The organism is Nonomuraea sp. NBC_00507 (genome assembly GCF_036013525.1).
Lineage (GTDB): Bacteria > Actinomycetota > Actinomycetes > Streptosporangiales > Streptosporangiaceae > Nonomuraea.
Window position 1 is genome coordinate 5,009,608 of record NZ_CP107853.1, and the last position, 26,279, is coordinate 5,035,886.

Annotated in this window: 22 protein-coding genes; 7 read left to right on the plus strand and 15 right to left on the minus strand. The window is 68.8% G+C overall.

Going from position 1 to position 26,279, the window contains the following annotated elements; all coding sequences use genetic code 11:
* Positions 1-11: 11 nt before the first annotated feature.
* Genes OHA25_RS24540 through OHA25_RS24555 form a run of 4 tightly spaced genes read right to left on the minus strand, consistent with a single transcriptional unit; the run spans position 12 to position 3,894 of the window.
* Positions 12-785 carry an ABC transporter ATP-binding protein gene (locus tag OHA25_RS24540; protein WP_327589844.1) on the minus strand — a complete coding sequence of 258 codons (774 nt, stop codon included), beginning with the start codon at positions 783-785 and terminating at the stop codon, positions 12-14.
* Positions 782-1,837 carry a FecCD family ABC transporter permease gene (locus OHA25_RS24545; protein WP_327589845.1) on the minus strand — a complete coding sequence of 352 codons (1,056 nt, stop codon included), beginning with the start codon at positions 1,835-1,837 and terminating at the stop codon, positions 782-784. Before OHA25_RS24545 ends, OHA25_RS24540 begins: the two co-directional genes overlap by 4 nt.
* A gap of 2 nt (positions 1,838-1,839) precedes the next feature.
* Positions 1,840-2,868, minus strand: coding sequence for a FecCD family ABC transporter permease (locus OHA25_RS24550; RefSeq protein ID WP_327589846.1), 1,029 nt, complete (start codon positions 2,866-2,868; stop codon positions 1,840-1,842).
* A gap of 9 nt (positions 2,869-2,877) precedes the next feature.
* A complete protein-coding gene (locus tag OHA25_RS24555) occupies positions 2,878-3,894 on the minus strand; it encodes an ABC transporter substrate-binding protein (protein ID WP_327589847.1) in 1,017 nt (338 codons plus the stop codon).
* A gap of 333 nt (positions 3,895-4,227) precedes the next feature.
* Here OHA25_RS24555 and OHA25_RS24560 point away from each other — a divergent pair, with 333 nt between their 5' ends.
* The 3 genes from OHA25_RS24560 to OHA25_RS24570 all read left to right on the plus strand — a co-directional run bounded on the left by OHA25_RS24560 (position 4,228) and on the right by OHA25_RS24570 (position 7,838).
* Positions 4,228-4,773 (plus strand): family 43 glycosylhydrolase, encoded by a 546-nt coding sequence (locus OHA25_RS24560; protein ID WP_442942205.1) that lies wholly within the window; start codon positions 4,228-4,230, stop codon positions 4,771-4,773.
* Positions 4,774-4,856: 83 nt separating this feature from the next.
* Complete coding sequence (locus OHA25_RS24565) at positions 4,857-5,852, plus strand: BtrH N-terminal domain-containing protein (RefSeq protein WP_327589848.1); 996 nt, start codon at positions 4,857-4,859, stop codon at positions 5,850-5,852.
* Positions 5,853-6,290: 438 nt separating this feature from the next.
* Positions 6,291-7,838: a pectate lyase family protein gene (locus OHA25_RS24570; protein WP_327589849.1), complete on the plus strand. Its 1,548-nt coding sequence runs from the start codon at positions 6,291-6,293 to the stop codon at positions 7,836-7,838.
* A 48-nt stretch (positions 7,839-7,886) separates the two neighbouring features.
* Here OHA25_RS24570 and OHA25_RS24575 read toward each other — a convergent pair whose 3' ends face one another.
* From OHA25_RS24575 to OHA25_RS24590, 4 genes are all read right to left on the minus strand, one after another.
* Positions 7,887-8,924, minus strand: a complete 1,038-nt coding sequence (locus OHA25_RS24575; protein ID WP_327589850.1) for an agmatine deiminase family protein — start codon at positions 8,922-8,924, stop codon at positions 7,887-7,889.
* Positions 8,921-9,889 (minus strand): nitrilase-related carbon-nitrogen hydrolase, encoded by a 969-nt coding sequence (locus tag OHA25_RS24580; RefSeq protein WP_327589851.1) that lies wholly within the window; start codon positions 9,887-9,889, stop codon positions 8,921-8,923. The genes OHA25_RS24575 and OHA25_RS24580 overlap by 4 nt, the downstream gene beginning before the upstream one ends.
* Positions 9,886-10,497 (minus strand): TetR/AcrR family transcriptional regulator, encoded by a 612-nt coding sequence (locus OHA25_RS24585; protein WP_327589852.1) that lies wholly within the window; start codon positions 10,495-10,497, stop codon positions 9,886-9,888. Before OHA25_RS24585 ends, OHA25_RS24580 begins: the two co-directional genes overlap by 4 nt.
* A gap of 119 nt (positions 10,498-10,616) precedes the next feature.
* Positions 10,617-11,234, minus strand: coding sequence for a TetR/AcrR family transcriptional regulator C-terminal domain-containing protein (locus OHA25_RS24590; RefSeq protein WP_327589853.1), 618 nt, complete (start codon positions 11,232-11,234; stop codon positions 10,617-10,619).
* Between the two features lie 143 nt (positions 11,235-11,377).
* Here OHA25_RS24590 and OHA25_RS24595 point away from each other — a divergent pair, with 143 nt between their 5' ends.
* The 3 genes from OHA25_RS24595 (at position 11,378) to OHA25_RS24605 (ending at position 15,669) form a co-directional block, all read left to right on the plus strand.
* A complete protein-coding gene (locus OHA25_RS24595) occupies positions 11,378-12,853 on the plus strand; it encodes an APC family permease (protein ID WP_327589854.1) in 1,476 nt (491 codons plus the stop codon).
* A gap of 53 nt (positions 12,854-12,906) precedes the next feature.
* Positions 12,907-14,478, plus strand: a complete 1,572-nt coding sequence (locus OHA25_RS24600; protein ID WP_327589855.1) for an amidohydrolase — start codon at positions 12,907-12,909, stop codon at positions 14,476-14,478.
* 84 nt (positions 14,479-14,562) lie between these two features.
* On the plus strand, positions 14,563-15,669 hold the full coding sequence (locus tag OHA25_RS24605) for a PP2C family protein-serine/threonine phosphatase (protein ID WP_327589856.1): 1,107 nt from the start codon (positions 14,563-14,565) through the stop codon (positions 15,667-15,669).
* Here the strand turns inward: OHA25_RS24605 and OHA25_RS24610 are convergent.
* The 4 genes from OHA25_RS24610 to OHA25_RS24625 are packed head-to-tail and all read right to left on the minus strand — an operon-like array spanning position 15,659 to position 19,908.
* Entirely contained in the window at positions 15,659-16,525 is an 867-nt protein-coding gene (locus OHA25_RS24610; RefSeq protein ID WP_327589857.1) for a carbohydrate ABC transporter permease, read from the minus strand. The genes OHA25_RS24605 and OHA25_RS24610 overlap by 11 nt on opposite strands.
* Positions 16,522-17,403, minus strand: a complete 882-nt coding sequence (locus OHA25_RS24615) for a carbohydrate ABC transporter permease (RefSeq protein WP_327589858.1) — start codon at positions 17,401-17,403, stop codon at positions 16,522-16,524. The genes OHA25_RS24610 and OHA25_RS24615 overlap by 4 nt, the downstream gene beginning before the upstream one ends.
* Positions 17,400-18,644, minus strand: coding sequence for an ABC transporter substrate-binding protein (locus tag OHA25_RS24620; RefSeq protein WP_327589859.1), 1,245 nt, complete (start codon positions 18,642-18,644; stop codon positions 17,400-17,402). Before OHA25_RS24620 ends, OHA25_RS24615 begins: the two co-directional genes overlap by 4 nt.
* 1 nt (position 18,645) lies before the next feature.
* Complete coding sequence (locus OHA25_RS24625) at positions 18,646-19,908, minus strand: Gfo/Idh/MocA family protein (RefSeq protein ID WP_327589860.1); 1,263 nt, start codon at positions 19,906-19,908, stop codon at positions 18,646-18,648.
* A gap of 79 nt (positions 19,909-19,987) precedes the next feature.
* On the opposite strand from OHA25_RS24625, the gene OHA25_RS24630 reads away from it, so the two are divergent.
* Positions 19,988-21,139, plus strand: coding sequence for an ROK family transcriptional regulator (locus tag OHA25_RS24630; RefSeq protein ID WP_327589861.1), 1,152 nt, complete (start codon positions 19,988-19,990; stop codon positions 21,137-21,139).
* Between the two features lie 48 nt (positions 21,140-21,187).
* Here the strand turns inward: OHA25_RS24630 and OHA25_RS24635 are convergent, their stop codons facing one another.
* From OHA25_RS24635 to OHA25_RS24645, 3 genes are all read right to left on the minus strand, one after another.
* Positions 21,188-24,187 (minus strand): glycoside hydrolase domain-containing protein, encoded by a 3,000-nt coding sequence (locus OHA25_RS24635; protein ID WP_327589862.1) that lies wholly within the window; start codon positions 24,185-24,187, stop codon positions 21,188-21,190.
* A gap of 75 nt (positions 24,188-24,262) precedes the next feature.
* On the minus strand, positions 24,263-25,081 hold the full coding sequence (locus OHA25_RS24640; RefSeq protein ID WP_327589863.1) for an ABC transporter permease: 819 nt from the start codon (positions 25,079-25,081) through the stop codon (positions 24,263-24,265).
* 20 nt (positions 25,082-25,101) lie between these two features.
* Positions 25,102-26,127 carry an ABC transporter substrate-binding protein gene (locus tag OHA25_RS24645; RefSeq protein ID WP_327589864.1) on the minus strand — a complete coding sequence of 342 codons (1,026 nt, stop codon included), beginning with the start codon at positions 26,125-26,127 and terminating at the stop codon, positions 25,102-25,104.
* Positions 26,128-26,279 lie beyond the last annotated feature (152 nt).

Genomic DNA, 26,279 nt, shown 5'->3' on the forward strand with positions numbered 1-26,279 from the left:
AGAGAGCGCCATCAGGAAGGCACCACCATCGGCGTGCCGGCGACCGGGTCGGGGACCACGACGCAGTTGAGGCCGAAGACCTTCTCGACCAGCTCGGCGGTGATCACCGCGGTTGGGGCGCCCTCGGCGACGATGGCGCCTTCCGCCATCGCGATGACGTGGTCGCAGAAGCGGCAGGCGAGGTTGAGGTCGTGCAGCACGACCACGATGGTCTTGCCGGACTCGGCGTTCAGCGTCCGCAGCAGCCGCAGCAGCTCCACCTGGTGGTTGATGTCCAGGTAGGTCGTGGGCTCGTCGAGGAGCAGCAGGTCGGTGTCCTGGGCGAGCGCCATCGCCACCCAGACCCGCTGCCGCTGGCCGCCGGAGAGCTGCCGGAGCGGGCGGTTGACCAGGTCGGCGGTGCCGGTGGCCTCGAGGGCCCGAGAGACCGCGTCGTCGTCCTGGTCGCTCCAGCGGCGGAACCAGCCCTGATGCGGGTAGCGGCCGCGGGCCACCAGGTCGGCGACGGTGATGCCCTCGGGCGCGAGGGGGGTCTGCGGCAGCAGCCCGAGTGTCTTGGCCACGTCGTGGGTGCTCATCTCGGTCAGCGCCTTGCCGTCCAGGTATACGGCGCCGTGACGGGGTTTGAGCAGCCGGGCCAGGCCGCGCAGCAGCGTGGACTTGCCGCACGCGTTGGCGCCCACGATGGCCGTGATCCTGCCGTCAGGGATCTGGACGTCGAGGTTGGTCACGATCGCCTGGTCGTCGTACCCGAGGGTCAGGCCCTCGGCGCGTAGCCGGGTCATCCGCCCGCTCCTTGCCGGTTGGTGGTGGCCAGCAGCCACAGCAGGTAGGGTGCGCCGACCGCGCCGGTCACCACGCCGGTGGGCAGCGCCGTCGGCAGCAGGTGGACGGCGATGAGGTCGGCGGTGAGCAGCAGCGCGGCGCCGACCAGCGCGGCTGGGATGATCCCGCCCGTGGCGGGGCCGAGCAGCCGGTTGGCGATCGGTCCGGCGACGAGTGCGACGAAGACGATGGGGCCGGCCACGGCGACGGCCAGGGCCGTCAGCACCACTGCCGTGGCGAGCAGGCCGGCCCGGCCGAGCTCGGTGCGGATGCCCAGCGCCCGGGCGGTGTCGTCGCCGAGTTCGAGCGCTCGCAGCTGCCGTTGCAGGAGGACCGCGGTGGGCAGGAGGAGCACCAGGGCGCCGAGCAGGAGCCGCAGCTCGCCGGCGTCGGCCTGCCCGACGGAGCCGGTCAGCCAATGCATCGCCTGCCGGGCGTCGGACAGCTGGGCTCGGGTCAGCATGTAGCCGATCAGGCCGTCGAAGAAGAGCGTGGCGCCGATGCCGATGAGGATGAACCGGTAGCCGGCGACGCCGTCGCGCCAGGCGAGCACGTACATCAGCAGGGCGGCGGCGACGGCGCCGCCGAGGGCGAGCGCGCTCACGGCCAGTCCGCTGACCTGCAGAAGCACGATCCCGGTGATGGCGGCGAGCCCGGCGCCGGAGTTGATGCCGACGAAATCGGGGGACGCGAGAGGGTTGCGCAGCAGCTGCTGGAAGATCGTCCCGGCGGCGCCGAGGGCGAGGCCGACGGCCAGCGCGGACGCCGCGGTGGGCAGCCGCAACCCCCGGACGACGAAGTCGACGCTGGGGTCTTCGCGCAGGTGGAGCACCGAGGCGATGACCTCGCCCGCGCTGAGCTGGAAGCTGCCCACCATCATGGTGAGCACGAACAGCGCGCTGACGGCCACGGCCAGGGAGCACGTCACCACAAGTGAACGGGTGGCCCGGCGACGCCGGGTGGTGCGGAAGGCGCCGGCGGTCGTGGCCCGCGCAGTCGTGGTCGCTGCCATGGTCACACCTCCGACAGCCGGCCGTAGCGGACGATGCCCACGAACGCCGGTGCTCCGAGCACGCCGAGGACCACACCGACCTGCAGTTCGTCGGGGACGGCCACCACCCGGCCGAGCACGTCCGCCAGCAGCAGCACGATCGGGGCCAGGAGCATGGAGTACGGCAGGATCCACCGGTAGTCCGGGCCGCAGATGAACCGCGCCACGTGCGGCACGACGAGCCCGACGAAGACGATCGGTCCGCAGGCTGCCGTGGCGGCCCCGGCGAGCACCGCGACCACGGCGAACGCCGCCGCCCGGGTCCTGGTGACCCGCTGGCCCAGGCCGCGGGCCATGTCCTCGCCGAGCGCGAGCCCGTTGAGCGCCCGCCCGAAACCCAGCGAGGCGACCAGCCCGAGGATGAGGAACGGCGCGACCCCGGTCAGGATCGGGGCATAGCGCCCGGCGAGCGATCCCACCTGCCAGAACCGCAGCTCGTTCAGCGCGTCCACGTTGGTCATCAAGATCCCAGTGGTCACCGAGGCCAGGCCGGCGGTGACGGCCACGCCGGACAGGGCCAGCTTGATCGGGGTGGCGCCCTCCCGGCCGAGCGACGCGATCGCGTACACCAGCACGAGGGCCCCGATCGCGCCGGCGAAGGCGAACCAGACGTAGACGCCCGCGCCGCGCACGCCGAACACCGTGATGGCCAAGACCACGAAGACGGTCGCCCCAGAGTTGATGCCCATGATCCCCGCGTCAGCCAGCGGGTTACGGGTGACGCCCTGCAGGATGGCGCCGGCCACGCCGAGGGCGGCGCCCACCAGGATGCCGATCAGCGTGCGGGGCACGCGCAGCTCCAGCGTCACCGTGCTGTTGATCGACCCGTCGGTGTCCAGGCTGCCCAAGGCGCGCAGCACCTCGGGCAGGCCGATCGAGCGCGAGCCCAAGGTGACGCTGAGAAACGCGACCAGAGCCAGTAACACGCACAGGACGGCGAGCCCCGGCCCGAGGGCGACGGCTCTGCGTGCGAGATGCGTCGAGCTGCTCATCAGCGGCGATCAGTCGCCGACGTTCGGGTCCGCGGCCTTGACCGCCGCCGTCAGCTTGTCCAGCTCGGTGGCGAAGTGGCCGTACGTGTGCAGCCAGTACGCCGGCCACGACACGACGGCCCCCGCCTTGGCCGCCTTGATCTTGAACCAGGTGGGCTGCTTCTTGCCCCAATCGGCATTGGAGGTGGGCTTGAAGCTACGGCCGTCGAACAGGATCAGGTCGGGCTGGTACTTGTCGACGTTCTCCCAGCTCAGGTTCTCCCAGTACGGGAAGCCGGGGTCCGGGCTGTCCGGGTTGATCACCTTCATTCCCCAGCGCTGGAAGTCCAGCAGTTCGGGGGCGTACTCGGGGTTGGCCACGTACACCTTGTCGTCAGCGGGCGACATCGCGGCCACGGTGAGGCCCGACTTGGCCGCGACCGCCTCCTTGAAGCCGGCGAGCGCCTCCTCGAAGCGCTTCTTGTGCGCGGCGATCTGCGGAGCGTCGACGTCGGCGCCCAGGCTCCTGGCGAGGTCCTCATACCCCTTGGCCAGGTCGACGATCGACTTGCCCTGGGAGACACCCACCACCGGGGCCAGCTCGGCGAGCTTCTTGCTCTTCTCGTCGACGCCTTCTTCCAGGCCGCTGTGCGCCTTCTCCACCGGCCACCAGTCGCCGACGATCAGGTCCGGCCGCAGGGCGGCGGCCTTCTCCACGTCGATCTTGCCCCACTCCTGTCCCAGGATCTCGATGCCGGTCAGGTCGAGATCCTTCAGGTTCGCGTCGGTCTTGACGGACTCGTCGGCGTAGATGCCGACCGGCTTGATGCCGAAGGACATCAACGCGGCCGCCTCGCCCGCGTGCGCGATGATCCGCGTCGGGGTCTTGTCCGCCTTGACGACCTTGCCCGACCCGTCGGTGAACGACCACGGGCCGGAGGGTGTGGCGGAGGCTGCCGTGGTGGTGCCGGAGGAGTCTGCGGAGCCGCAACCGGCGAGCACTACGCTCAGGGCGGCGAGCACCAGGACTGGACGCCATGCGCGCATGGTGGAGCTTCCGTTCTCGTGTCGAGTGATCTACAAAGGTCAACAATTAGGCAAGGCTAACCATAGTTTTCGGCTTTTGGCTAGATCAGTGTGATCGGGCTCACCGGGGGGCGAGCCCCGGCCTGGGGGCGGTGCCACACGTGAGGCCGGCTAGGGACGCCGGCTGGACCTGTGGCCACGTGCGGACAATTCGCTCATCCTTCCGCTCGAACTGCCCCCCGCGACAACGAGCTCGGCCGGGTCTGGATGCGCGACACGTACGTCAACTGCTTGCCTCGTCGAAAGCAATCGTGAAAAACCTTCGGCGACTCTTTCATCGGCGGACCCGCTTTCATCAAGCCCGGCGCCTACCACCACATCGACGGCAGCCTCTACACCGAGGGCGACGACGCGTGGCTTGTGCTGCACAACCATCTGTACGCGAAGCTCCGGGACGACATGGAAGACATCGTCCCGACGACCAACCTCCCGACATTCCAGCAGACGCCCTACACGCCCGAGCCGTACCTCGAAGGCGCCTACGTCTTCAAGCACGGAGGCAAGTACTACCTCCTCCACGCCGCATGGAACCGAAGGTCGACCACCCCCGACGGCAGCACGCGATACGCCTACGACCCGCCCGGTCCCGGCCGCGTGCAGTATCAGTACGACGCGGTCGTCGCCGTCTCGGACACATTCGAGGGAGCGTATTCCCAGCGGTGGACGGCGGGCGTCGGCGCCGGCCACAACAACTTCTTCATCGATCGCAGCGGCCAGGTGTGGGCGACGTTCTTCCGCAACCCCAACTTCGGCTACTGGTCCGACCCGTCGCGCATCGCCGACGCGCTCGCCGAGCCGGCCCCGCGAGGCGGGATCGAACGCTGGACTCTCCCCTTGTAGGAGGCCTCATGCTATTTTCCGGCGTTCGGCCCGCACAGCGGCTTCGCACCCGCTGATCGTCCGGCTATCGAGGAGAGCGACGCATGACCATCGTGAAGGGCATCGAGGCTCGCGGCATGCACCACTGCGAGACGACGGCGCTGGGTGTGCTGCTGCGGCATGAGGGACTTGATCTGTCCGAGCCCATGCTGTTCGGGCTCGGCTCAGGCCTGTCCTTCATCTATTGGGACGCCAAGGCAATGGACTTCCCCTTCCTCGGAGGCCGCGTCAAGCCCTTCGAGCTCACCAGGAACCTCGCCGCCCGGCTGGGGCTGACCTTGCTGGTCGAGGAGACCACCTCACCGCGCAAGGCGTGGGCGAACGTGTCCGCCCGCATCGATGCCGGACTGCCGGTCGGCCTCCAGCTCGACTGCTACCACCTGGACTACTTCCAGTCGAAGGTGCACTTCGGTGGCCATGTCGTCGCGATGTACGGCTACGACGAGCACGATGCTTACCTGGTGGACACGGCTCAGCAGGGAGGAGCCGTGCGTACGAGCCGGACGACCCTGGCCATGGCGAGGGCCGAACGCGGCCCGATGACCGCCAGGCACCGCTCCTTCTCCCTGACGCTGCCGGCGCACCCGCCCTCCTGGCAGGACCAGATCATCCCCGCGATCAAGGCCTGCGCCGACGCCTTCCTCGCCGCGCCCATCGCGAACCTGGGCCATCGTGGCATCGAGAAAGCCGCCCGCCAGGTGCCCAAGTGGCTGCTCCGCACGGACGAGCCGAAGCGGGACCTGCCACAGGCTGCCCTCCTCATGGAGAAGGCCGGCACCGGCGGCGCCCTGTTCCGCGCCCTTTATCGTGACTTCCTCGGCGAGTGCGCCGGGCTCATCGACGATGAGGGCCTTCGCGCCGGTCACCGGCTGTACGCCGAGGCGGCCGCCCTGTGGACGGACGTGGCCACCTTGATCACGAAGGCCGGCGAGAAGGGTGACGCGGCGTCCCTCGAGCAGGCCGGCGTCATCCTCCACGACCTTTCGCGCATCGAGAGAGATGCCATGCGGGTGCTGCGTGAGATACAACCGCGGCCGTAGCATCGTAAAACCGCAGTTCGGAGTATCCCGTACACACGAACAATTACTCAACCGAACCGCCGCGCTTTGCCGGATCACGATGGCGCGCCCTTGGCCATCGATTCCGCGCCGTGTGCGCGTCGGCCTTACATGAGCGACTCACGCGACCGATCCGGCCTCGGGACATGCGGCTTGACCTGGCCGGATATTGGTCGGCACGGCAAACACCATCCTGAGTTCGCGGCGTTTGCAGGTTTGTTGCAGTTTTCGCCCTCAGCATTGACACCTTTTGACAGCCGCCTCTATGGTCCGAGTGAGGTGGTAAGCGCTTTCCCTGCGGCGTCCGCCTTTGTTGTGGTGGCAGCATGCCGCTCCATTTCGCCATTTCCGCGCCGCCAGCGCGCGGATTCGTGCGCCCTCTAACCGGTCCCGGCATTCGACGACGAAGGTGAGACGAGGATGAGACGAGCAGTCGCGTTGCGCTTCCAGGCGGCGCTGGCTACGGCGGCCATTGCGGCCGCGATCGGTGTGGTTTTACCGGCAATCCAGGCGTCGGCAGCAGCCGGCAGCGCCACCGGCTACGCGACCAGCAACGGTGGGACCACCGGCGGTGCGGGCGGGCAGACGGTGCGAGCCACCACGGGCACCGCGATCCACGCGGCCCTGTGCAGCCGGGCCAGCAGCAGCACCCCGATCACCATTCAGGTTGAGGGGACCATCAATCACGGCAACACCAGCAAGGTGTCGGGCACAAGCTGCAACACCGCCGACGGCCTGATCGAACTCAAGCAGATCAGCAACGTCACGATCATCGGAGTCGGCAGCGGCGCCGTCTTCGACCAGCTGGGCATCCACATCCGCGAGGCCAGCAACATCATCATCCAGAACGTGACCGTCCGGAACGTCAAGAAGTCGGGCTCGCCCATCTCCAACGGCGGTGACGCCATCTCCATGGAGAGCGGCGTCCGCAACATCTGGGTCGATCACGTCACCCTGGAGGCTTCGGGCGGGGAGTCGGAGGGTTTCGACGGCCTCTTCGACATGAAGGACAACACCCAGTACGTGACCCTGTCCTACAGCATTCTGCGCAACTCCGGCCGCGGCGGGCTCATCGGGTCCAGTGAGAGCGACCTCTCGAACGGCTTCATCACGTTCCATCACAACCTGTACCAGAACATCGACTCCCGCACGCCTCTGCTGCGTGGCGGCATCGCCCACATCTACAACAACTCGTACGTGAACCTCCACGAGTCCGGCATCAACTCCCGGGCCGGGGGCCGCGCCAAGGTGGAGAACAACTACTTCAAGGACTCCAAGGACGTCCTGGGCACCTTCTACACCAGCGAGGCCGGCTATTGGCAGGTCGGCGGCAACATCTTCGACAACGTGACCTGGTCCAGCCCCGGCAGCGAGAACAATCCCGCCGGCCCCAACCCGGTGTCCAACACCACCGTCAGCATCCCGTACTCCTACAGCCTGGACGGGGCCGGCTGCGTGCCTGCCATCGTCGGCCAGACGGCAGGCGCCAACAAGGGTCTGCAGGTGTCGAACGGCAACTGCACGCCCCAGACGCCGACACCGACCCCGACCACGCCTACGCCGTCAGCCACGCCTACGCCGTCAACCACCTCCACACCCGGCGGGACCAACCTGAGCATCGGGGCAGGCTCCGACGGCTCCAGCAAGGCCGATGGGACCAGCTACGGCAACGTGCGGGACGGCAACCTGAGCACCTACTGGTCGCCGGTCGGCTCGACCGGTGACATCTCGATCAAGTGGAGTTCCGCCAAGACGGTGTCCAGGATCATCATCCGAGAGGCGTCAGGCTCCGCAGGCGCCATAGGGTCCTGGCAGGTCACCAATGGCGGCACCGGCGCCGTCCTGGCCTCCGGCAGCGGCGCGGGCGCCATCACCTTCGTCCCGACCTCGCTGAGCAAGATCACCTTCAAGATCACCAGTTCGACCGGCACGCCGAGGGTCGCCGAGTTCGAAACCTACGCGGCATAGCAGGCCGTCCGCCCGGACGGCGCGGTGCCCTCAGCATCCGTGAGGAGCTCATGCCGACCGGGCGGGCTGCTGCTGCGTGATGCAGTGGACGCCGCCGCCGCGAGCGAAGATCTCGCGTGAGTCCACCCCGACGACCCTGCGGCCGGGATAGACCTCGGCGAGGACGTCGAGCGCCTCCGGGTCGGCGGGATCGTCGAAGGTGCACGCCACCACGCCGCCGTTGACGACGAGGTGGTTGACGTAGCTGAAGTCGACGAAACCCCGCCGGTCGCGGAGGGTCGCCGGAGCGGGAAGCCTGACGATCCGATAGGAGCGGCCGAGCACGTCGGTGGTACGCGACAGCGTGTCGACGACCTCGGCGGTGACCGCGTGATCCGGGTGTTCCGGGTTGCGTTGATCGTGGACGAGCACCGTCCCCGGGGACGGGAAGGTGGCGACGATGTCGACGTGGCCGCGGGTGCCGTAGACCTCGTAGTCCCGCGTGAGGCCACGGCGCAGCCAGATGGCCTGCTCCGCGCCGATCGTGGCGGCGAGCTCGCGCTCCACATCGTCCTTGCTCATGCCGGGGTTGCGTCCCGGGTCGAGTTGCACGGTCTCGGTGACCAGCACCGTGCCGAGCCCGTCGACGTGGATGCCGCCCCCCTCGTTCACCATCGCGGAGGGCAGGTACGCGCAGCCGGCGACGTCGGCCATGGCGGCGGCGACCTTGCTGTCGAGGTCCCAGGAGGCCCATTCCTGCCCGCCCCAGCCGTTGAAGCTCCAGTCGACGCCTCCCAGCCGTCCGTCGGCGTCGAGCACGAAGGTCAGGCCGATGTCGCGCATCCACGCATCGTCGAGTGGCTGCTCGACGATGGTCACCTCACGCGAGAGCCGCGTACGAGCGTCGGCGACGTCGGACGGGTCGACCACCATGATCACGGGCTCGAACTCGAGGATCGTGTGCGCGACCTGCGTCCAGGTCCTCCGGGCGATGTCGATTTCCTCCGCGTTGCCGCCGAGCGCCGGTGAGGCCGGTGGGAACGCCATCCACGTGCACTCGTGCGGCGCGGTCTCGGCCGGCATCCGCCAGCGCATGGGCTCGCTCACGCGGGCACCTCGCCGTAGGGCTTGCCCGGCTCGACGGGGGCGGTCAGAGGCCCATAGGTCTCGGGCCGGCGGGTGGTGAGGAAGGGGAAGAGGTCGAGCCAGTCGCGCCGCTGGTCGAGGTCGAGGTCGGCCACCAGGACAGCCTCCTCGTCCCGGGGCGCCTGGACGAGGACGCGGCCGTAGGGGTCGGAGATGAACGACGAGCCGTAGAACCTCAGGGCCCCTTCGTCGCCCGTCCGGTTGGGGACGACCATGAAGGTCCCCGCCGTGATCCCGTTCGCGACGATGACCTGCTGCCAGAGCGGCTGGGTGTCGAACGCCGGGAACTCCGGCTCGGAGCCGATCGCGGTCGGATAGACGAGGACTTCGGCGCCGGCCAGGGAGTACGCCCGGGCCAGCTCGGGGAACCATTGGTCCCAGCAAGTGGGAAGGCCGAGGCGCACCCTGTGCAGCCGATCGACCTCGTAGACCGGATAGGGGTCGTCCGCCGGCCCGGCCCGGAAGTAGGTGTCCTCGTAGTATCCATCGGTGATCGGGATGTGCAGCTTGCGCGTACGGCCGACCAGATCCCCCTCCGGGGAGACGAGGATGGCCGTGTTGAAGCCGAGCCCGTCCGGGCCGTCGGCCCTTTCATAGACGGAGGCGTGCACGAAGACCCCGTGCGCTTTCGCCGCGCCTGCCGCGAACGTGTACGTCGGTCCGCTGGTCAGGGGTTCGGCCGTGTCGCCGGGTCGCCCGGTGGCCCGCTCGTGCGCAGGGTATTTCGCCAGGGTCAGCTCCGGCAGGAACACCACCTCGGCGCCCGCACGCGCCGCGACGCCGATGGCGTCGGTGAGCGCACCGGTGAGCTCGTCGGGGTCGGGACGCCAGGCGTGCTGCACGAGCCCGACACGCAAGGGTGAGCGCTGCGGTGTGCGGACCCGGGCAGGCGACGGCGGCGGGTTCAGCTGGGTGAGGACCTTCATGATGTCTCCTTCAGCCGTGGTGGCGACGACGGGTTCGGACGGAGGTGCACCAGACGGGCCGTGGCCTCGGAGAGCAGGCCGTGTGCTTCCTCGACGGTGAGCTCTCCGGCGAGCCAGCGGTTGGCGAGGCCCTCGACGAGCGCGGTCAGGATCGTCGCCGTCCGCGTCGAGTCGGAGGTCGCGGCTGTCCCGTCGTCGATCTGGACGGCCGCGACCGACCGGGCCACCTCCTGGATCCAGGCGGACGTGGTGCGGCGCAGCGGCTCCCGGAGCTCGGTCTCGAACACGGCGAGGGCACGCAGCTCGTTCCAGGCCGCGGAGTTCTCTCGTACTTCCGTGTCGTCGTCGATCTCGGACAGGAGCTGCTGCTCGAGTTTCGCGAAGGCCGACAGGCCGGCGTCCGCACGCCGGGCGCGCACGTCGTTGGCGTGGGCGTTGATGTAGTCCAACGTCGCGCTGAGCAGTCCGGCGCGGTCGGTGAAGTGGTAGTAGAGCAGGCCGGGGGAGACGTCGGCCTCCTCCGCGACGTCGGTGACGCGCAGACCGCGGACGCCGTCCCGGGCGATGCGCCGTGCGGCCGCCCGGAGGATCTGGGTGCGTCGATCCATCAGACGCCGGCCTCCTCGTCGATCAACTGGCTCGTGGACCACGAGCGCCATCCGGGCAGTGTGTCCCAGACTGAAAATTCAGTCAAGGGCCGTGATGGTCCCACTTGCATAAGGCCGTTTCAGGCCTGCGCCTGGGTGCCCAGCATGTGGCGGGCGTGCCTGAGGAACCCCTCGAGGGCCAGTTCGAACGCACGGTCGGCGCGGTTGTCGCCGATCGCGTCAAGGGCTTCGGCCAGGCGCGGGGTGGCCGTGTCGTCGGCGATCTCCCACATGGCCTCGGGAGCGGCGAGGTCGAGGGCCGAGCCGAGGACGAGGTTCTCCAGGGCGACGATGACCGGCATGACGTCCGGCAGCGGGAAGCCGGCCTCGAGGAGCAGGGTGACGGCCCGCTCGTACTGTTCGAGGACGCGTGGGGCGCGTACGGGTGAGGTCATCAGCATCGGAATGGCCCGGGGGTGGGTCGCGAACGCGGCGCGATAGGACCGGGCCCAGGTCATCAGGGCCGCGTCCCAGGGCCGGATGTCCAGGGCGGTGATGTCGATGCGCTGCGCGATCCGCTCACGGAGCAGCTCGACGATGCCGTCCCGGCCATCCACATGGTGATACACCGAACCGGTCTGCACCCCGAGGCGGCGCGCGATCTGGGGGACGCTGAACTCGCCCTGCGCGTCGACGATTTCCAGCGCGGTGGTGGTGATGCGCTCCCGGTCGAGCAGGGGTGTGCGCGGCCGTCCCATGGTCGGTGTTCCTCCTGGAGGGGCTTCCCTAAATTCTGAAGGTGAGGTTACATTGCGGAAACCGAAAGCCTTTAGGTTAATTGGCAACGGACACGCCACACACCCGCCTCTCTGTCTTCACCCCCAGCTAGAAGGGCTTCTCCATGCCCGTTACCCACTCCGCGTCCAGCTCCGGTGGGAGCGCCACGGCCCCGGCCCCATCCCTGCGCTCCGGCTCGCTCGGAACCACGGACATCGCGTTCTTCGTCATCTCCGCCGCCGCCCCGCTCACGGTGATGGCCGGCGTCGCGCCACTCGCGATCATGCTCGGCGGGATCGGCGCCCCCACCGGCTACCTCATCGCCGGCATCACCCTCGCCGTCTTCGCCGTCGGCTTCACCACCATGAGCCGCCACGTCCGCAGCGGCGGCGCCTTCTACGCGTACATCACCCGTGGTCTCGGCCGCACAGCCGGGATCGGAGCCGCGCTGCTCGCGCTGGTCGGCTACAACGGCATGGAGATCGGCGTCTACGGCCTGCTCGGCTCCGCCACGCAGGGCACCGTCCAGGCCCTGTTCGGGGTGGACATCCCCTGGCTGCCCATCTCGTTGGCGGGGCTGCTGCTCATCGGCTACGGCGGATACCGGTCCATCGAGTTCGGCGCCAAGGTGCTCGGCGTCCTGCTGGTCGCGGAGATCGGCATCCTCGTCCTGCTGGCCGGCGGCGTGCTCATCAAGGGCGGCGCGAGCGGGCTGTCGCTCGCCTCCCTCGCGCCGGGCAACGTGCTGGTGCCCGGTACGGCCGCCGTGCTGGCGTTCGCGTTCGCCGCGTTCACCGGCTTCGAGTCGACCGTCATCTACCGTCGCGAGGCCAGGAACCCCGCTCGCACGGTGCCGCGCGCGACGTATCTCGCCGTCGGATTCCTGGGCCTGTTCTACGCGTTCATCGTCTGGATCGCGATCCAGGCGTTCGGGAACGCGCAGGTCGTCGCGGCGGCCGGCGCCGATCCTGCCGGGCTGTTCTTCTCCGCCATCACGACGTACGTCGGGGCATGGGCGGCCGACCTGATGCACATCCTCATCGTCACCAGCGTCCTGGCCTCCCTCCTGGCCTTCCACAACGCCATCAACCGCTACGGCCTCGCCCTCGCCGAGGAAGGAATCCTGCCGAAGGCGCTGGGCCGCGTGCACCCGCGCCACGGCTCCCCTTACGTCGCCGGTCTCGTCCAGACGGTCCTCGGCGCCGTCGTCGTCGTCGCCTTCGCCGTGGCCGGAGCCGATCCGTACGGCCAGCTGCTGCTCTGGGTCAACACGCCCGGCATGCTCGGCCTGATGACGCTGCAACTGCTCGTCGCGCTCGCCGTGCCGTTCTACTTCCGGCGCGTCAACCACCGGGAAGGCGTGCTGCGCACCGTCGTGGCTCCCATCGCCGCGGCGGTGCTCCTCACCGCCGCCATCACGCTGGTGATCACTCACCTCGACCTGTTCACCGGCGCCTCCGCGACCGTCAACACGCTTCTCGCGGCCATCGTCCCCCTCGTCTTCCTGGTCGGGCTCGCGCTCGCCTGGCGGCTGCGCCGGGCCAGGCCTGAGGTCTACGAGCACTTCGCGGCCGAGCCGCCGGCCGACGCCGGCGACTGACGCCACGCGCCTCGGCCAACATCCCCGCGACCAGCCAAGGAGACTCTCCCCGCATGTCCACCGCCGACCTCGTCATCACCGGCGCCCGCGTCCGCACCCTCGACCCCGGGCGTCCGTATGCCTCCGCGGTCGCCGTACGCGACGGGCTGATCGCCGCCGTCGGTGACGCGGGGGACGTGGCCCCCTGGCGCGGACCCGGCACGGAGATCGTGGACCTGGCCGGCGCCTGGCTGGTGCCCGGCCTGGTCGACAGCCACAGCCATCCCGTGTGGGGGCTCGAGATGGCCACCGGTCTCGACCTGACCGAGGTCCGCGACCTCGACGGGCTACGGGCGGCGCTCACCGGGGCAGAGCGAACCGACGGCTGGGTCGTCGGCTTCGCCCTGGACCACAACGTCTTCGGCGGCCGGCCCATCGACCGCGCGCTGGTGGAGGACGTCCTGGACGGTGCCCCTGCCTTTCTGCGCCTGTACGACGGCCACTCGGCCCTCGTCACCGCGGCCGCGCTCAAGGCGGCGGACATCACCGGCCCCCGGGCGTTCGCCCAGCGCTCGCACATCGCCACCGACGCCGGCGGACGGCTGACCGGACATCTCATCGAGCACGCAGCGATGGACCTGGTCACGGCCGTCATGCCCAAGCCGTCGCCCGCGGAGCGGCGCGTCCGCCTGCTCGAGCTGCTGTCCGCCATGGCCGCCACCGGACTGACCGGGGCCCACGTCATGGACCTCGGCGACCTCGGCCTGGTCGACGCCATGGCGCAGGAGAGCGTCCTGCCGCTGCGGCTGCGCTTCGCCCCCTGGTGCATGCCCGGCGACGGCGGCGAAGCCCTGGAGGAGCTCGTCGCGCTGCAGAGCCGCAGGGGACGGCACTGGCGGGTCGGCGGGGTGAAGTTCTTCATGGACGGCACAGTGGAGGGCGGCACAGCGTGGCTGGAGCATCCGGACTGCCACGGACAGGGCACCGAAGCGTTCTGGCCCGACCCCGCCGCCTACAGCCACGCCGTGCGCTTCCTGCACCGCGCCGGGGTGCGGACGGCCACCCACGCGATCGGGGACGCGGCCGTGCGCCACGTTCTCGACACCGTCGAATCGCTCGGGCCCGGTGGACGCCTCGCCCATCGCGTGGAGCACATCGAATCGGTGCCCGACGACACGGTGGCACGATTCGCCCGCCTGGGCGTCATCGCCTCCCTGCAGCCACCGCACACCGGCTACACCCGCGCCGACCGGTCCGACGAATGGTCCATCCGGCTGGGGGAGGCGCGCGCCTCCCGGGCCTGGCGCATGCGGGACCTTCGCGATGCCGGCGCGGTCGTCGCGCTCGGCTCGGACTGGCCCATCGCCCCCTACGACGCGCGCGCCGTCCTCGCGACCGCACGCACGCCCCGGGGCGCGGCCTCCTCGCGGCCGGGACTCTCGGGCCTTCAGGCCCTGGAAGGCTGCACCACACACGCGGCGCTCGCCGCCGGCGAGGCCGCCGTCGCCGGCCGCATCGCCGAAGGGTTCCGGGCCGACCTGACCGCGCTGGGGCTCGACCCCGTCGAGTCGCCGCCTGACGAAGTCGCCGAGGCGCCGGTACGCCTCACGGTGACCGGCGGGCACGTCGTCCATCGCGGCGCCTGAGCCAGGCGTTCCCGTTCAAGGTCATCCACCTGTCGTGCCTGCATAGCGGCATCGTGAGAGGTCCGTCTGGGCACGATCACGGTCGTGAAGGATGACGGAGACCGGCGCGCACTCTCGACGCCGGTATTGGCAGCGGGGATCGTGGGCGTCACCGTGGCCGTGGTCGCGCTGGACGTGTTCGCGGCGACGGACGTGCGGCTGCCCCCGCTACTGATCTTCCTGCCGGCGATCGTCGCGGCGCTGGGCACCGTGCGGCAGACGGCCGCCGCGTCGGCGTGGGTGGTGCTGGTGATCGCGGGCACCCTGGCCTACCTGGGCGAGAGCCTGGACGACAATCTGCTGGCGACCGGGTTCACGGCGGTGTTCGGCGTGATGGCCGTGCTCGGGTGCCGGTATCGGGTGCGGCGTGAGGAGGAGGTGCGCCGGCTGCGCTCGGCGGCGGCCGCGCTGCAGCGGCAGATCGTGCGCCCGCTGCCGCTGCGCACCGGTGACGTGGTCGTGGACGGCCTCTATCAACCGGTAGAGGAGGACGCGATGGTGGGCGGCGACATGTACGAGGTGGCCGACTCGCCGTACGGCACCCGGATCCTGATCGCGGACGTGCAGGGCAAGGGGCTGCCGGCGATCGGCACCGCGCTGGCCGTGCTGGGGGCCTTCAGGGAGGCGGCATACCGCGAGGAGACGCTCGCCGGGGTCGTGGACGCCATGGAGTCGGCCGTGGCCAGGCAGAACGCCTTCGCCACGCGGACCGGCGACCATGAGCGGATGGTCACCGCCTTGGTGCTCGACATCGGGCAGGCGTTGGGGGTGGAGGCGGTCAACTGCGGGCACATCGCGCCGTACGTCATCCACGACGGCGACGCCTACCAGGCGGAGCTCGGCGAGCCGGACGTCCCCCTCGGCCTGGCGGGGCTGGCGGCCGGGCCGCGCCGCGGCACGCGGTTCTCCTTTCCCGAGGGGGCGACGCTGCTGCTGTGCACGGACGGCGTCACCGAGGCCCGCGATCGCGGCGGCGCGTTCTATCCGCTGGAGGAGCGCCTGCGCGGGTGGGCCCTTGCGCCGCCGCCCGCCGACCTCGCCGAGACGCTGGACGCCGACCTGCGGCACTTCACGGGGGCGGCCCCGCGCGATGACGTCGCGATCCTCACGGTGAGCAGGGCTTCGAGCCGCACGGGGCGGGTCACCTGCTGATGCCGGCCGTCATGCCGTCGACGATGCGGCGGCCCAGCCAGACGTAGAGCACGATCATGGGGTAGACCAGGATCACGATGCCCGCGAACATGCCGCCCCAGTCAGAGCTGTATTGCATGCTGCTGTACAAACCGAGGAGGGCGGCAGGCAGGTTGCGTTCCTCGGGGAGGGGGGCGATCAGCAGGGCGAGCAGAGTCTCGTTCCACAGGCCCATGACGTTGAGCACCAGCACGGTGGTCAGGCCCGGCCTGGCCACGGGCATGATGACCTGGACGAACGCGCGGAGTGGGCCGGCGCCGTCGATCTCGGCCGCCTCCTCGATCTCGTGCGGCAGCGAGCGCATATACCCGGTGAGCACGAACACCGCGAAGGGCACCGACAGCGCCACCTGGAAGACCAGCAAGGTGATGCGGTTGTCCCACCAGCCGGTGACCCAGTCCTCCATGAACGTGTAGACCGACAGCTTGACCACGACGATCGGCACCAGGATCGTCTGCAGCGGGATGCTCAGCCCCATCGCGAAATAGCTGATCGTGGGGCCGGCGACGCGCCGGCTCGAGCGTGCCAGCACATAGGCGGCCGGGGCGGACACCGCCACGATCACCACGGCGCCGAACCCGGTCAGCATCACGCTGTTCAAGGCCGCGGCGGAGAATTCTGCCGCCTGCCACGCCGAGCTGAAGTTGTCCCATCGCGGGGTCTCCGGCAGCGCGAAGGGATTCAGCCACACGTCCCGCGAGTCCTTCAGCGACTGCATGCCCACCCACCCGATCAGGGCGAGGTTGAAGGCCACCCAGGCCCACAGCGCGACGGCCGTGGCCCGGGGCAGCAGGATGTCCCCGATCAGACGTCTCATGACAGCTCCACTCGCTCACGCCTGGTGATGCGCCGGGTCAGCACGATCAGCACGGCCGTCACGAGCAGCGTCATCACGCCCATGGCCGCCGCGCTTCCGAGGTCCGGCAGGCCGGCGCCCTTCACCACGATGTACTGCTGCACTGCGATCGTCCGGGCGGGGATCGGCGGTGCGGCGGCGGTGCCCGCGGTGGTGAAGGCCAGCACGATGTCGAAGATCTTCAGGCTGCCGACCACCCAGAGTACGGCGGAGACGGCGAAGACGTCCCAGGTCAACGGCAAGGTGATGTGCCAGAACTGCTCCCATTTGGTGGCCCCGATGAGCTGGGCGTCCTCATACACATGCGCCGGGATGGCGTCGGCGGCCGACATCATCAGCGCGACGTAGAAGCCGGTGCTCGACCAGACCAGCCCACCCACGATGCAGCGCAGCACCATCTCGGGGCCGAGCCAGGGCTGCGGGTCCAGACCGAACCACTCGAGCACGGTGTTGACCGCGCCCTCCGGGTTGAGCAGGAAGCCCACCGCCGCGCCGATCGCGATGATCGAGATGACCATCGGCAGGAAGACGACGGCCCGGATGAAGGCCCGCCCCTTGAGCTGCCTGAGCACGACCATGGCGAGGAAGGTGAAGCCGAAGATCAGGCCGCCGCCGACGATGGCCATCACGAAGGTGTTGGTGAAGGACGTGGCGAAGACCTCGTTGTGCAGCAGCGCCACGTAGTTGTCCAGCCCGCGCCAGGTCATCTCCGAGCCGGGTCCCGACCATTTGGTGAGACTGACCCAGATCCCGAACAGCGAGGGCGCGACGAACAGCAGGGTGTAGACGAGGAGAGCCGGTAGCAGGAAGGGCCAGAAGGCCCGTTCGTAGGTCTTCACCCGTTCGCCAGGTGCTCGGCCGTGCGCTTCTTGCCCTCGCGGACGAACGTGGTCGCGTCGATCTTGCCGGAGAGCAGCTTGTCGCTCAGCGGCAGGAACATGTCGCCCCACCAGGTCTTGTCGGCACCCGCGTAGTCGTAGCTCAGGTGCGTCTCCTTGGCCTCCAGCACCGCCTTCTGCACGTCGGCCATGTGCGCGGGCGCGGGCACGTCACCGCGCGAGGGGATGTTCAGCGCCACGGTGGAGATCTGCTCCATGTACTTCTTCTGCAGTGCGAACGCCAGGAACTTCTTGGCCGTCTCGACGTTCTTGCCCTTGGCGTTCACGCCCCAGCCGAGGGTTCCCACCTCGATGGATCTCTTGCCGCCTGCGGGGATCTGGAACGAGGCCACCTTGAAGCCGGGAGCCAGCTGGGGCTGGACCTCGCTGGCCAGCCAGGTGCCGTTGAGGTTCAGGTCGTAGGTGCCCTGCGCCCAGGCGTTCTGCGCGGCGGGGAACTTGGTCGCCATGAAGTCCCGCTGGAAGTAGCCGCCCTGGGCGAGCTGCTCGACCTTCTTCGCCGTGTCGAGCACCTGGGGTTTGTCCCAGTTGGCCGGGTCCTTGGCCAGCTCGGCGAGGCTCCCCGCGCCGTTGGCGCCCACCAGCAGGGCGTAGAACCAGTAGACGTTGTAGAAGGCGATGGTGCCGTCCTGGCCGATCGGGGTACGGCCGGCCTTCTTGGACTCATCGAGGAAGGCGATGAACTCCTCCCAAGTCTGTGGGTTCAGCCCGGGGTGCTTGGCCGCGTCGTACCAGACGGCGGTGGAGATGATCGTGTGCGGAACGTAGGCCAGGCCGTTCTTGCCGGAGGAGGCCCGCCGTACCGGCTCGGGGAGCACCTCCTTGACCGTCTTGCCCTCGCCGGGGACCTGCGCGTTCTCCAAGTCGTCCAGCGGGCCGATGATCTGCTGGGCGGTCAGGGTGTCGATGTCGCCGGTGGTGGTGTCGAACAGGTCGGGGCCCTGGCCGGAGGCCATCTCGGCGTTGAGGTTCTCGTTGCCGGTGCGGCCGACGAACTTCAGGTCGACCTTGGTGCCGGTCTCCTTGGCGAAATCGTCGAGGATCGTCTTGATGATCTTCGCCTGGGGTTCCGCCGCGCCCCAGGACGAGCGGTAGGACAGGGACTGCTGGGCGGGTTCGCCGCTGTTCTTCTTGCCGCAGGCGGCCAGGCCGAGGGCACCGATCAGGAGGAGAGCCGTCATTTTACGCATGGTGGGGGGCCTTTCCTATCGAGACGACGGTTCGGGTGTGCCTGGCTTGTTCCGCGGCCCAGACCACCCGGTGCGTGGCGAGGCTGGCTTGTGCGTCGGTCGAGACCAAGCCCGGATTGTTGTCGCGGACGGCGGCGACGAACGCCTCCAGCAGCGCTCCGTCACCCCCTCCGTGCCCGGAGGCGGCCGAGGCGTCCGCTCCGGCGAGGGCGTCGATCACCGACACCTCATCGGTGAGGAAGTCGTGGACGCGGAGCGTCTCGCCGTCGCACTCGATGGAGCCGTGCGTGCCGAAGATCCTCGTCTTCCTGTGCTCGAGCGCGCCGAACGCGGTCATGGTACAAGTGGCGCTCGTGCCGTCGGCGAACTCCATGATCACGACCTGGCTGTCGACCACGTCGTTGTCGCAGGCGTAGACGCATCTGCCGTACGGGCCTTCACGCAGCGCCGTGAGCACGCCCTCCTCGGTGAAGTCGCGGGTGATCGCGCCGAGCGGCCAGATGTGCCGGTCCGGATCGGCGAGGCACTCCATGTACAACTGCCTGGCCGAGTAGGGGCAGGTGGGTTCGATCGAGCAGTCCAGGCACCGGTCGGCAGCCCCTGCCGGCCTGCTCTCCTTGGTGAAGTGGACGAGCTTACCGAAGGAGGAGACCCGCTCGGGCACCTCACCCTTGATGTGCACGATCCAATCGAGGTCATGGCAGGCCTTGGCGAGTAGCATCGGGGCCGACTCGGCCTCGTTTCGCCAGTTCCCTCGCACGAAGGAGTGTGCCTGGTGCCACCAGCCGACCTGCTCCAGGTGCTGGATGTTCATGATCTGGCCGATCCTGCCCTCGTCCAGGAGCTCCTTGAGCCTCCTAGTGTAGGGCGCGTAGCGCAGCACATGGCAGACCGCCAGGATCACGCCGTTGCGGTCGGCGGCCTCGGCGATGGCCGCGGCGTCCTCCTCCGTCGGCGCCATCGGCTTCTCCAGCAGGATGTGGTAACCCAGCTCGGCCGCTCGTACCGCGGGCTGGAGGTGCAGGCGGTCCTGCGTGGCCACGATCACCGCGTCGGCCAGCCGCTCGCCCGCCAGCAGGTCCCGCCAGTCGGCGAAGGTCCGCTCAGCGGGGATGCCGTGCTCGGCCGCGAAGTCGGCCCGCCTGCCCTGGTCGGGCTCGGCCACGGCAACGACCTCGGCGAGCCCGCCTTCGCGGGCCAGCCTGGCGTAACCGGTGCCTCGCAGGCCCGCCCCAATCACGGCAAGAGTGACCATCCACATCCCCTATGCGTAGTACATTACTAATGAAGGATGTTTTTATTTCTCTCTGCCAGTATCTGTCAAGGGGGCCAGCGTGACAATCCGTGGTGGCGACACCTCGCGGCTTCGCCGGATCAATCTCGTGACGACGCTCCGCACGGTGCGCTCGCAGGGGCCGCTCGGGCTGACCGACCTCGCCAAGCGGGCCGCCCTCTCCAGGCCGACCGTCGAGGGCCTGGTCGAGGAGCTGCTGGCGGCGGGCTGGCTCAGGGAGCTGCCACCGGAGAGCGGCCAGATGGGGCGGCCGGCCAGGTTGTTCGCCTTCCACGCGACGGGCGGCCACGTGCTCGGGATCGACATCGGCTCGTACACGCTCAGGGCCAGCGTCGCCGATCTGGAGGGCACGGTCGTGGCCGCGCACGACGAGCAGATCGCCTCCACCGCCGGCCGCGCCGAGCGCCTGGCGGGACTCAGGACAGCGATCGCGGCCGCGCTGGAGGCCGGCGGGCTGACCACCGACGGCATCGCCGCTGTGTGCGTGGGCACCACCGGCGTGGTGACCCCTGAGGGCGTGGTGAAGCTGTCGGTCGGCCTTCCCGAGTGGACCGGCGTCGATCTGGCGGGCGAGCTGCGCGCCGACTTCGGCTGCCCCGTGCTGGTGGAGAACGACTGCAACCTCGCCGCGCTCGCCGAGCGTTGGCGCGGCCAGGCAGTCAGCGTCGACGACCTGGTGTTCGTGCTGGCCGGCGTACGCACCGGCGCGGGCATCCTGGTCAACGGCAAGCTGCACAAAGGCGCCAGGGGCGGCGCGGGCGAGATCGGCGCGCTGCCGCTGCTCGGCTGGCACCGCGCGCCCGTCCATCTCACCGGGTTCCAGGGCCTGCCGCCCGGCACGCCGGCACGGGACGCCGCCGCCCAGGTCTTCGCCGCGGCCAGGTCCGGCGAGCCGGCCGCGCAGTGGGCGGTCGAGCAATACGCGCGCGACCTGGCGGAAGGCATCGCCGCCCTAGTGCTGACCGTGGATCCCGAACTGGTGGTGCTCGGTGGTGGCGTCTCGCGCTCGGGCGACGTGCTGCTTGGGCCGGTGCAGCGGCACCTGGACCCGTTCTGCCTCGAACCTCCCGCGGTGGCGATCTCCGATCTGGGAGAGCAGGCTGTGGTCCTGGGTGCCATACGGCGCGCGCTCGATCGCGTCGACGCCCGCCTCTACGACTTCGACGCTCCCCTCCCGAAGCCGTCCTCTTGACGATGAGGGCCCGTCGCCTGACCCGGGGCGACGGGCCCTCATCGGCGGCTACCTGGTCTGGCTGCTGGTCACCGAACGCAACGCCGGCAGGTTGTAGAGCTCCAGCTCATAGACGGCATACATGCTCCAGCGGGTGTAGTTCGCATCGTTGATCTTCAACCGCAGCTTCCTGACGCCTTGCAAGTCGGGAAGATCGGCGACCGAATACTCCATGACTCCGTCGTCATCGTCGTGCGTCCACCGGAACGCGACGCCCCGCGCGGCGGTCGTCCAGTCGCTGCCGTTGGCCGAGACCTCGACGTCGACGTCGGTCAGGCCCTGCGGAATGCCACCACGGGTCGCGACCACGAGCGTGTTGAACGCCTTCGGATCGTCCCAGTCCAGCACGATCTCGTGCGGGAACGGGTTCGCGTCGGTGTAGCCCTGCTTGGCGGCGAACATCGTGCCGTATTCGCCGTCGGCCATTTTCTGCGGGCCGTATTGCACGCCGCCATCGCCATCTCGGGCCGCCGACGCCGACACCGCCGAAGAGCTGCGGGCGATGTTGGCCTCCGCCGTGTTCACCGCGCCCTTCACGAGCGTGAGCTCATAGGCCTTCGAGGTCTTGCCATCGCTTGCCAACGTGCGGATCTCGACCTTGTTCTTGCCGTTCGCCACGTTGACGTCGACGGTCGCACCGTTGGCGACGGCGCCGCCGTCGACGGTGATCGTGCCGCCGGCGTCGGTCAGCGTCGGGGTCAGGGCGACGGTGCTCGCCCCCTGGTTGACGAGCAGCGCATAGTCGCCGCGATGCCCCTCGAAGGTGAATTCCGCGACGTTGGTGAGCTTCAGGTCCTTCAACGTCGCGTCGAAGTGCTGCTGCCCAGGCGCGAGATGCACGCGGAATCCGTCGAACCGCACCTCCTTGTTCTCGAGGTTGGTGATCTCGATCCGGTGCTTGCCCGGTGCCAGCCCGGTCTTTCGATAGGCGGTGACGCGGTCGTAGGGGACCGCCTCGTAGAGATCGATCACCGTCGCCGGCCCACCGTCGACCGACACGGACGCCTTTCCGGTCGTCGTGTTCTTCTCGAAGAACGCGTCGATACCGGTGCCCTCGAACTCGTAGGTCGCCTTGTCGCCGGCCGTCTTGCTGAGGTGGACGCTGCCGAGGTAGGCGGACTGCCGCTGCCGCGGCGCCCAGCCGGCGGAGTAGCCGATGCTGCCATCGGTGCTGTCGAGCAGGAAGGTGTTCGGGACGTCCTGCCCCTCATAGGGGCTTGTGGGCTGGGGAATCGCGCCGACGGTTTCGCCGGCGGCCGCCCGCACGAGGTAGCTGTGCAGAGTGTCGAGATAGGCCGGGTCGAGCATGTAGCGCCGCGGGTCCTCCGGGCTGATCGCGCTGTCGACGATCTGCTGCGCCAGGACCGGGTTGCGCTTGCGCAGGATGTTGAGGAGCTCGTAGTCCTCGAGGCCATCGCGATGTGCCTCGAGCCGCAGGCTGCTCTTCACCGTCATGTTGGCCTTGTCGGGATAGACGATGTAGGAGTCGCCCTTCCAGGGACCCACGTACCACGCGTTCCACGCCCAGTGCAGATGACCCTGCACACCCTCGCGCTCGAGGTCCCAGAACAGCATGCGGCCGGTCATCGTCGGCTGCGTCCAGAACCGGTTGAGCCACGGGGGAGTGTTGACCTCACACGTGTAGACCCACAGGTCCTGACCCGCGGCCTGCTGTGCCTTGTAGCCGGCCTTCTTGTGCTCGAATGCCGGCGTCAGCGGAACCCAGGTATCGACATAGGGCTTGGTTCTGTCGTCGAGCAGGATGCCATCGGGGTCGGCGTCCATGGTGCGGAAATCGGCGCCGATATCGGCATTGATCTGCTGAATCTTGCGCGCGACATAGGTCCAGAGGTTGCGCTGGTCAGCGGTGATGGGCTCGTCGCGAATGTGCTGATACCACGTCAGGCCGTTCGTCCAGCCCTTGCTCTTCAGGTGCTCGTGCAGCGCGGTCAGGTAGTTCGTCAGGAAGGCGTCGGTGACCGGCAGGCTGTCCGGCAGCTTGGTGTTCCAGCTGTCGCTGGGCTTTTCGTTGTCCGGCATCTTGTTCAGCGCGTGAATGAGATGCTGGTTCGCGAAGTTGGTGATCCCGTGCCGCTTGAACGCCTCGACGTAGCGGTCGAAGTTCGTCCAGTCGATGTCGTCCGGGATTCCCTTGACGAATTCCGACAGCTCCGTGCCGGTGGACTGCAGGAACAGGTCCGTACGGAGCCAGACCATGTTGGTGCGATATTCGGCGAGCTTGCGTGCGAACTCGTCCATGAGGTCGAACCACGCGTCGCTGTAGGTGTCGACGCCGTAGTAATACTTGCCGACGTCGTAGGCCTGGGCGGTCGCGGCACCGTTCCAGCTGAAGCCGTCCCAGGTGAAACCGTTCGTCATCGTCCAGTGGTAGTTGGTGAACGGTGACTTGTCGATCGTGGGGATCTCGGCGTTGTGGACGCTGAGCTGGATCGGGACCGAGTAGTCGCCCCGGCTCGTCTCGACCGTCGCCGTGCCGCGATAGGTGCCGGGCGCCGTGCCGCGCGGCACGAAGCCGGTCACGAAGACGGGCTGAGTCTGGCCGGCCTCGACCCAGGTCGCCTGGTCGTTGGACAGTGGGTCTGGCATGGGCGACTCGGGATAGAGCAGGTTGCCCTCGCGGTCGGGGAAGAACGGGTTCGCCGCGACTTTGCCGTCGTCCTTGTAGGCGACGAAGCGGTAGCTCAGGTTGGCCCTCGCGATCCGCTGCTTGCCACCTGCGGTCAGGTCGCCGAAGCGGACGCGCTCGACACGCAGCCGTTCTTTCGCGCGCACGGCGATCTGCGCGCTCTCGTATTCACCGCGGGCGGCCGCGAGGTTGATGGAGGTGTTCCGGCTCTGGGGGACCGTCGTCGTGCGGTAGACGGTCTTTTGCGGGCTCTCGACCCATAGCTGCGCAGCGTTCGGGCCGGCCATGGCCGCCGGCGTGAAGGGTGCGAAGGGTGCGAGCAGCAGAGTAACGCAGAGTAAGGAGATGGCTCGATGTCGCATGGCCACTTATCATGGATTCTTGTTTAAGTCTGGTCAAGGGTGTGCCGCCTGGCGGTTCACATGGAGGGCAGAGCGTCAGCGCTCCGACGTGGTCTCCCGTACCCAGGGCAACGCCAGTCGCTCGACCAGCACCAGGGCGGAGTAGAGCGCGACGCTCATCGCGGCCAGCAGGGTGATCGCCGCCCAGGCGGTGGCGCTGTCGGCGATGCCGCTGTACTGGACGATCTGGTAGCCAAGGCCGCCCTCGCCGGCCTGGAACTCGCCGATCACAGCGCCGATCGCGGCCAGCGGCATGGCGACCTTCAGCCCGACGAAGATGTGCGGCAGCGCGGCCGGAAACCGTACTTTGCGGAAGGTCTGCCAGCGGGAGGCGTCCAGAGATCGGGCCAGCTCGGCGAGTTCGGTGGGCGTCGAGGTCAGGCCGGTCGCGGTGGAGAGCACGATCGGGAAGAAGGAGAGCAGGAAGACCATGGTCAGGATCGGCCGCTGCCCCCAGCCGAGTGAGACGACCAGCAGCGGCCCGAGCGCAATCTTCGGCACCGCGTTGATCGCCACCAGCAGGGGCGAGAACATCCGCTCGGCCGCCCGCGAGGCGGCCAGGAGCAGACCGATCAGCACGCCTGCGACCACGGAGATGAGGAAGCCGGCCACCGTCTCGAGCGTGGTCATGGCCAGCCCGCTGATCAGCTCCGCCGACTTCGCCTGGAAAGCGGTCAGGACCTCGGAGGGTGGTGGCAGCACGGCTGGATGGACGAGGGGGAACGCCGAGGTGACCAGCCACCAGCCGCCGATCGCGACCGTGAGCCCGAGAGCGGGCCACCCTGCCGCCGTGACCGCCGCGCTCCCGTGGGGAACGACACGTCTCGCGGGTGGGGTGTCGTCCGCCTCGGCCATGTCACGTGCTCCTCGTCCGGTCAGGGCTTCGGCGTCAGGTTTGCGCTGATGAGCTGGTCGGGGGTGAGCCCGGCCGGCATGGCGTCGGCGTCCTGGAGAAGCTTGATACTGCCGGCGACCCGGTTCGTATCGATCGTGCCGACCACGTTGGCGGCGCCGTCCGGCCGGACGAAAGCACTCATCAGGGTGAGTTCGGCGGCGGCGGGGGCGGGCGCCGAGGCCGGGACGTTCTTCTGCAGGATTTGTCCGGCCTCGTCAGGGTTGTCGATGCTGTGGACGAGCCCCTTCATCAGGGCCCCGATGAAACGCTTGGCCAGGTCCGGCTGCTCCTGGGCAATCTTGGTCGTGGTGATCAAGACGTTGCCGTAGAGATCACTCATCACCTCGCTGTAGGGAAGCACGACCGCCTGCTTGCCCTTGGCCACCGACTCCACCGTCGGCTCGCCCACCACGAACTGGCCGATGCCTGCCACGGTGCCGCTGGCCAGCAGGCCGATGAGGTTCGCGGGTGCGCCGTTGACCCAGGTGACCTTCGTCGCGTCGACGCCGGCCAGCTTGGCGTAGGTGGGGAAGAGGTTGCGCACCACCGATCCCGGGCTGTCGGCCAGCGTCTTGCCCTCCAGGTCCTTCGGCTTGGCGATCCCGTTGCCTTCAAGGCTGATGAGCGCGGCCATGGTGCGCTGCTGGATTCCGGCCACCACGACGACGCTCTTGGCGCCGCCGTTGCCACGCGCCAAGAGGAGGCCGGTGAGATCGACCGGGGTGAACATCGCCGCTCCGGCCTCGATCTTCGCAATGTTGTCGCCCGTACCGCCTCCGGGCTTGATGTCCACGTCAAGGCCGGCCTCGCGGAAGAACCCCTTGTCCTTAGCGACCCAGGCGTACGCGTCCCGCCCGAAGTTGCCGAACGAGGTCAGATAAGTCACCTTTTCTAGTGGTTTATTGCTAGAAGTCGATGTCTGCTGTTGACTGTCGGGATTGCTGCAAGCAATGAGGAATGTGCAGGTCAAGGCGAGTGTGGCGACAGTACGGGTGAGCCTGCTCATGCACCGCTTCCTTTCATCCGACGCCGATCGGCCTACGAAGGGACGTCCGGGGCTGGAGCCGGGAGACCATGGGTGAGGTGATGTCGCTTGGCAGCTGTCGCGGACAGCGTACGAGATGCCTGAGCCTCAGATGGAAATCGCGGTGAATAATA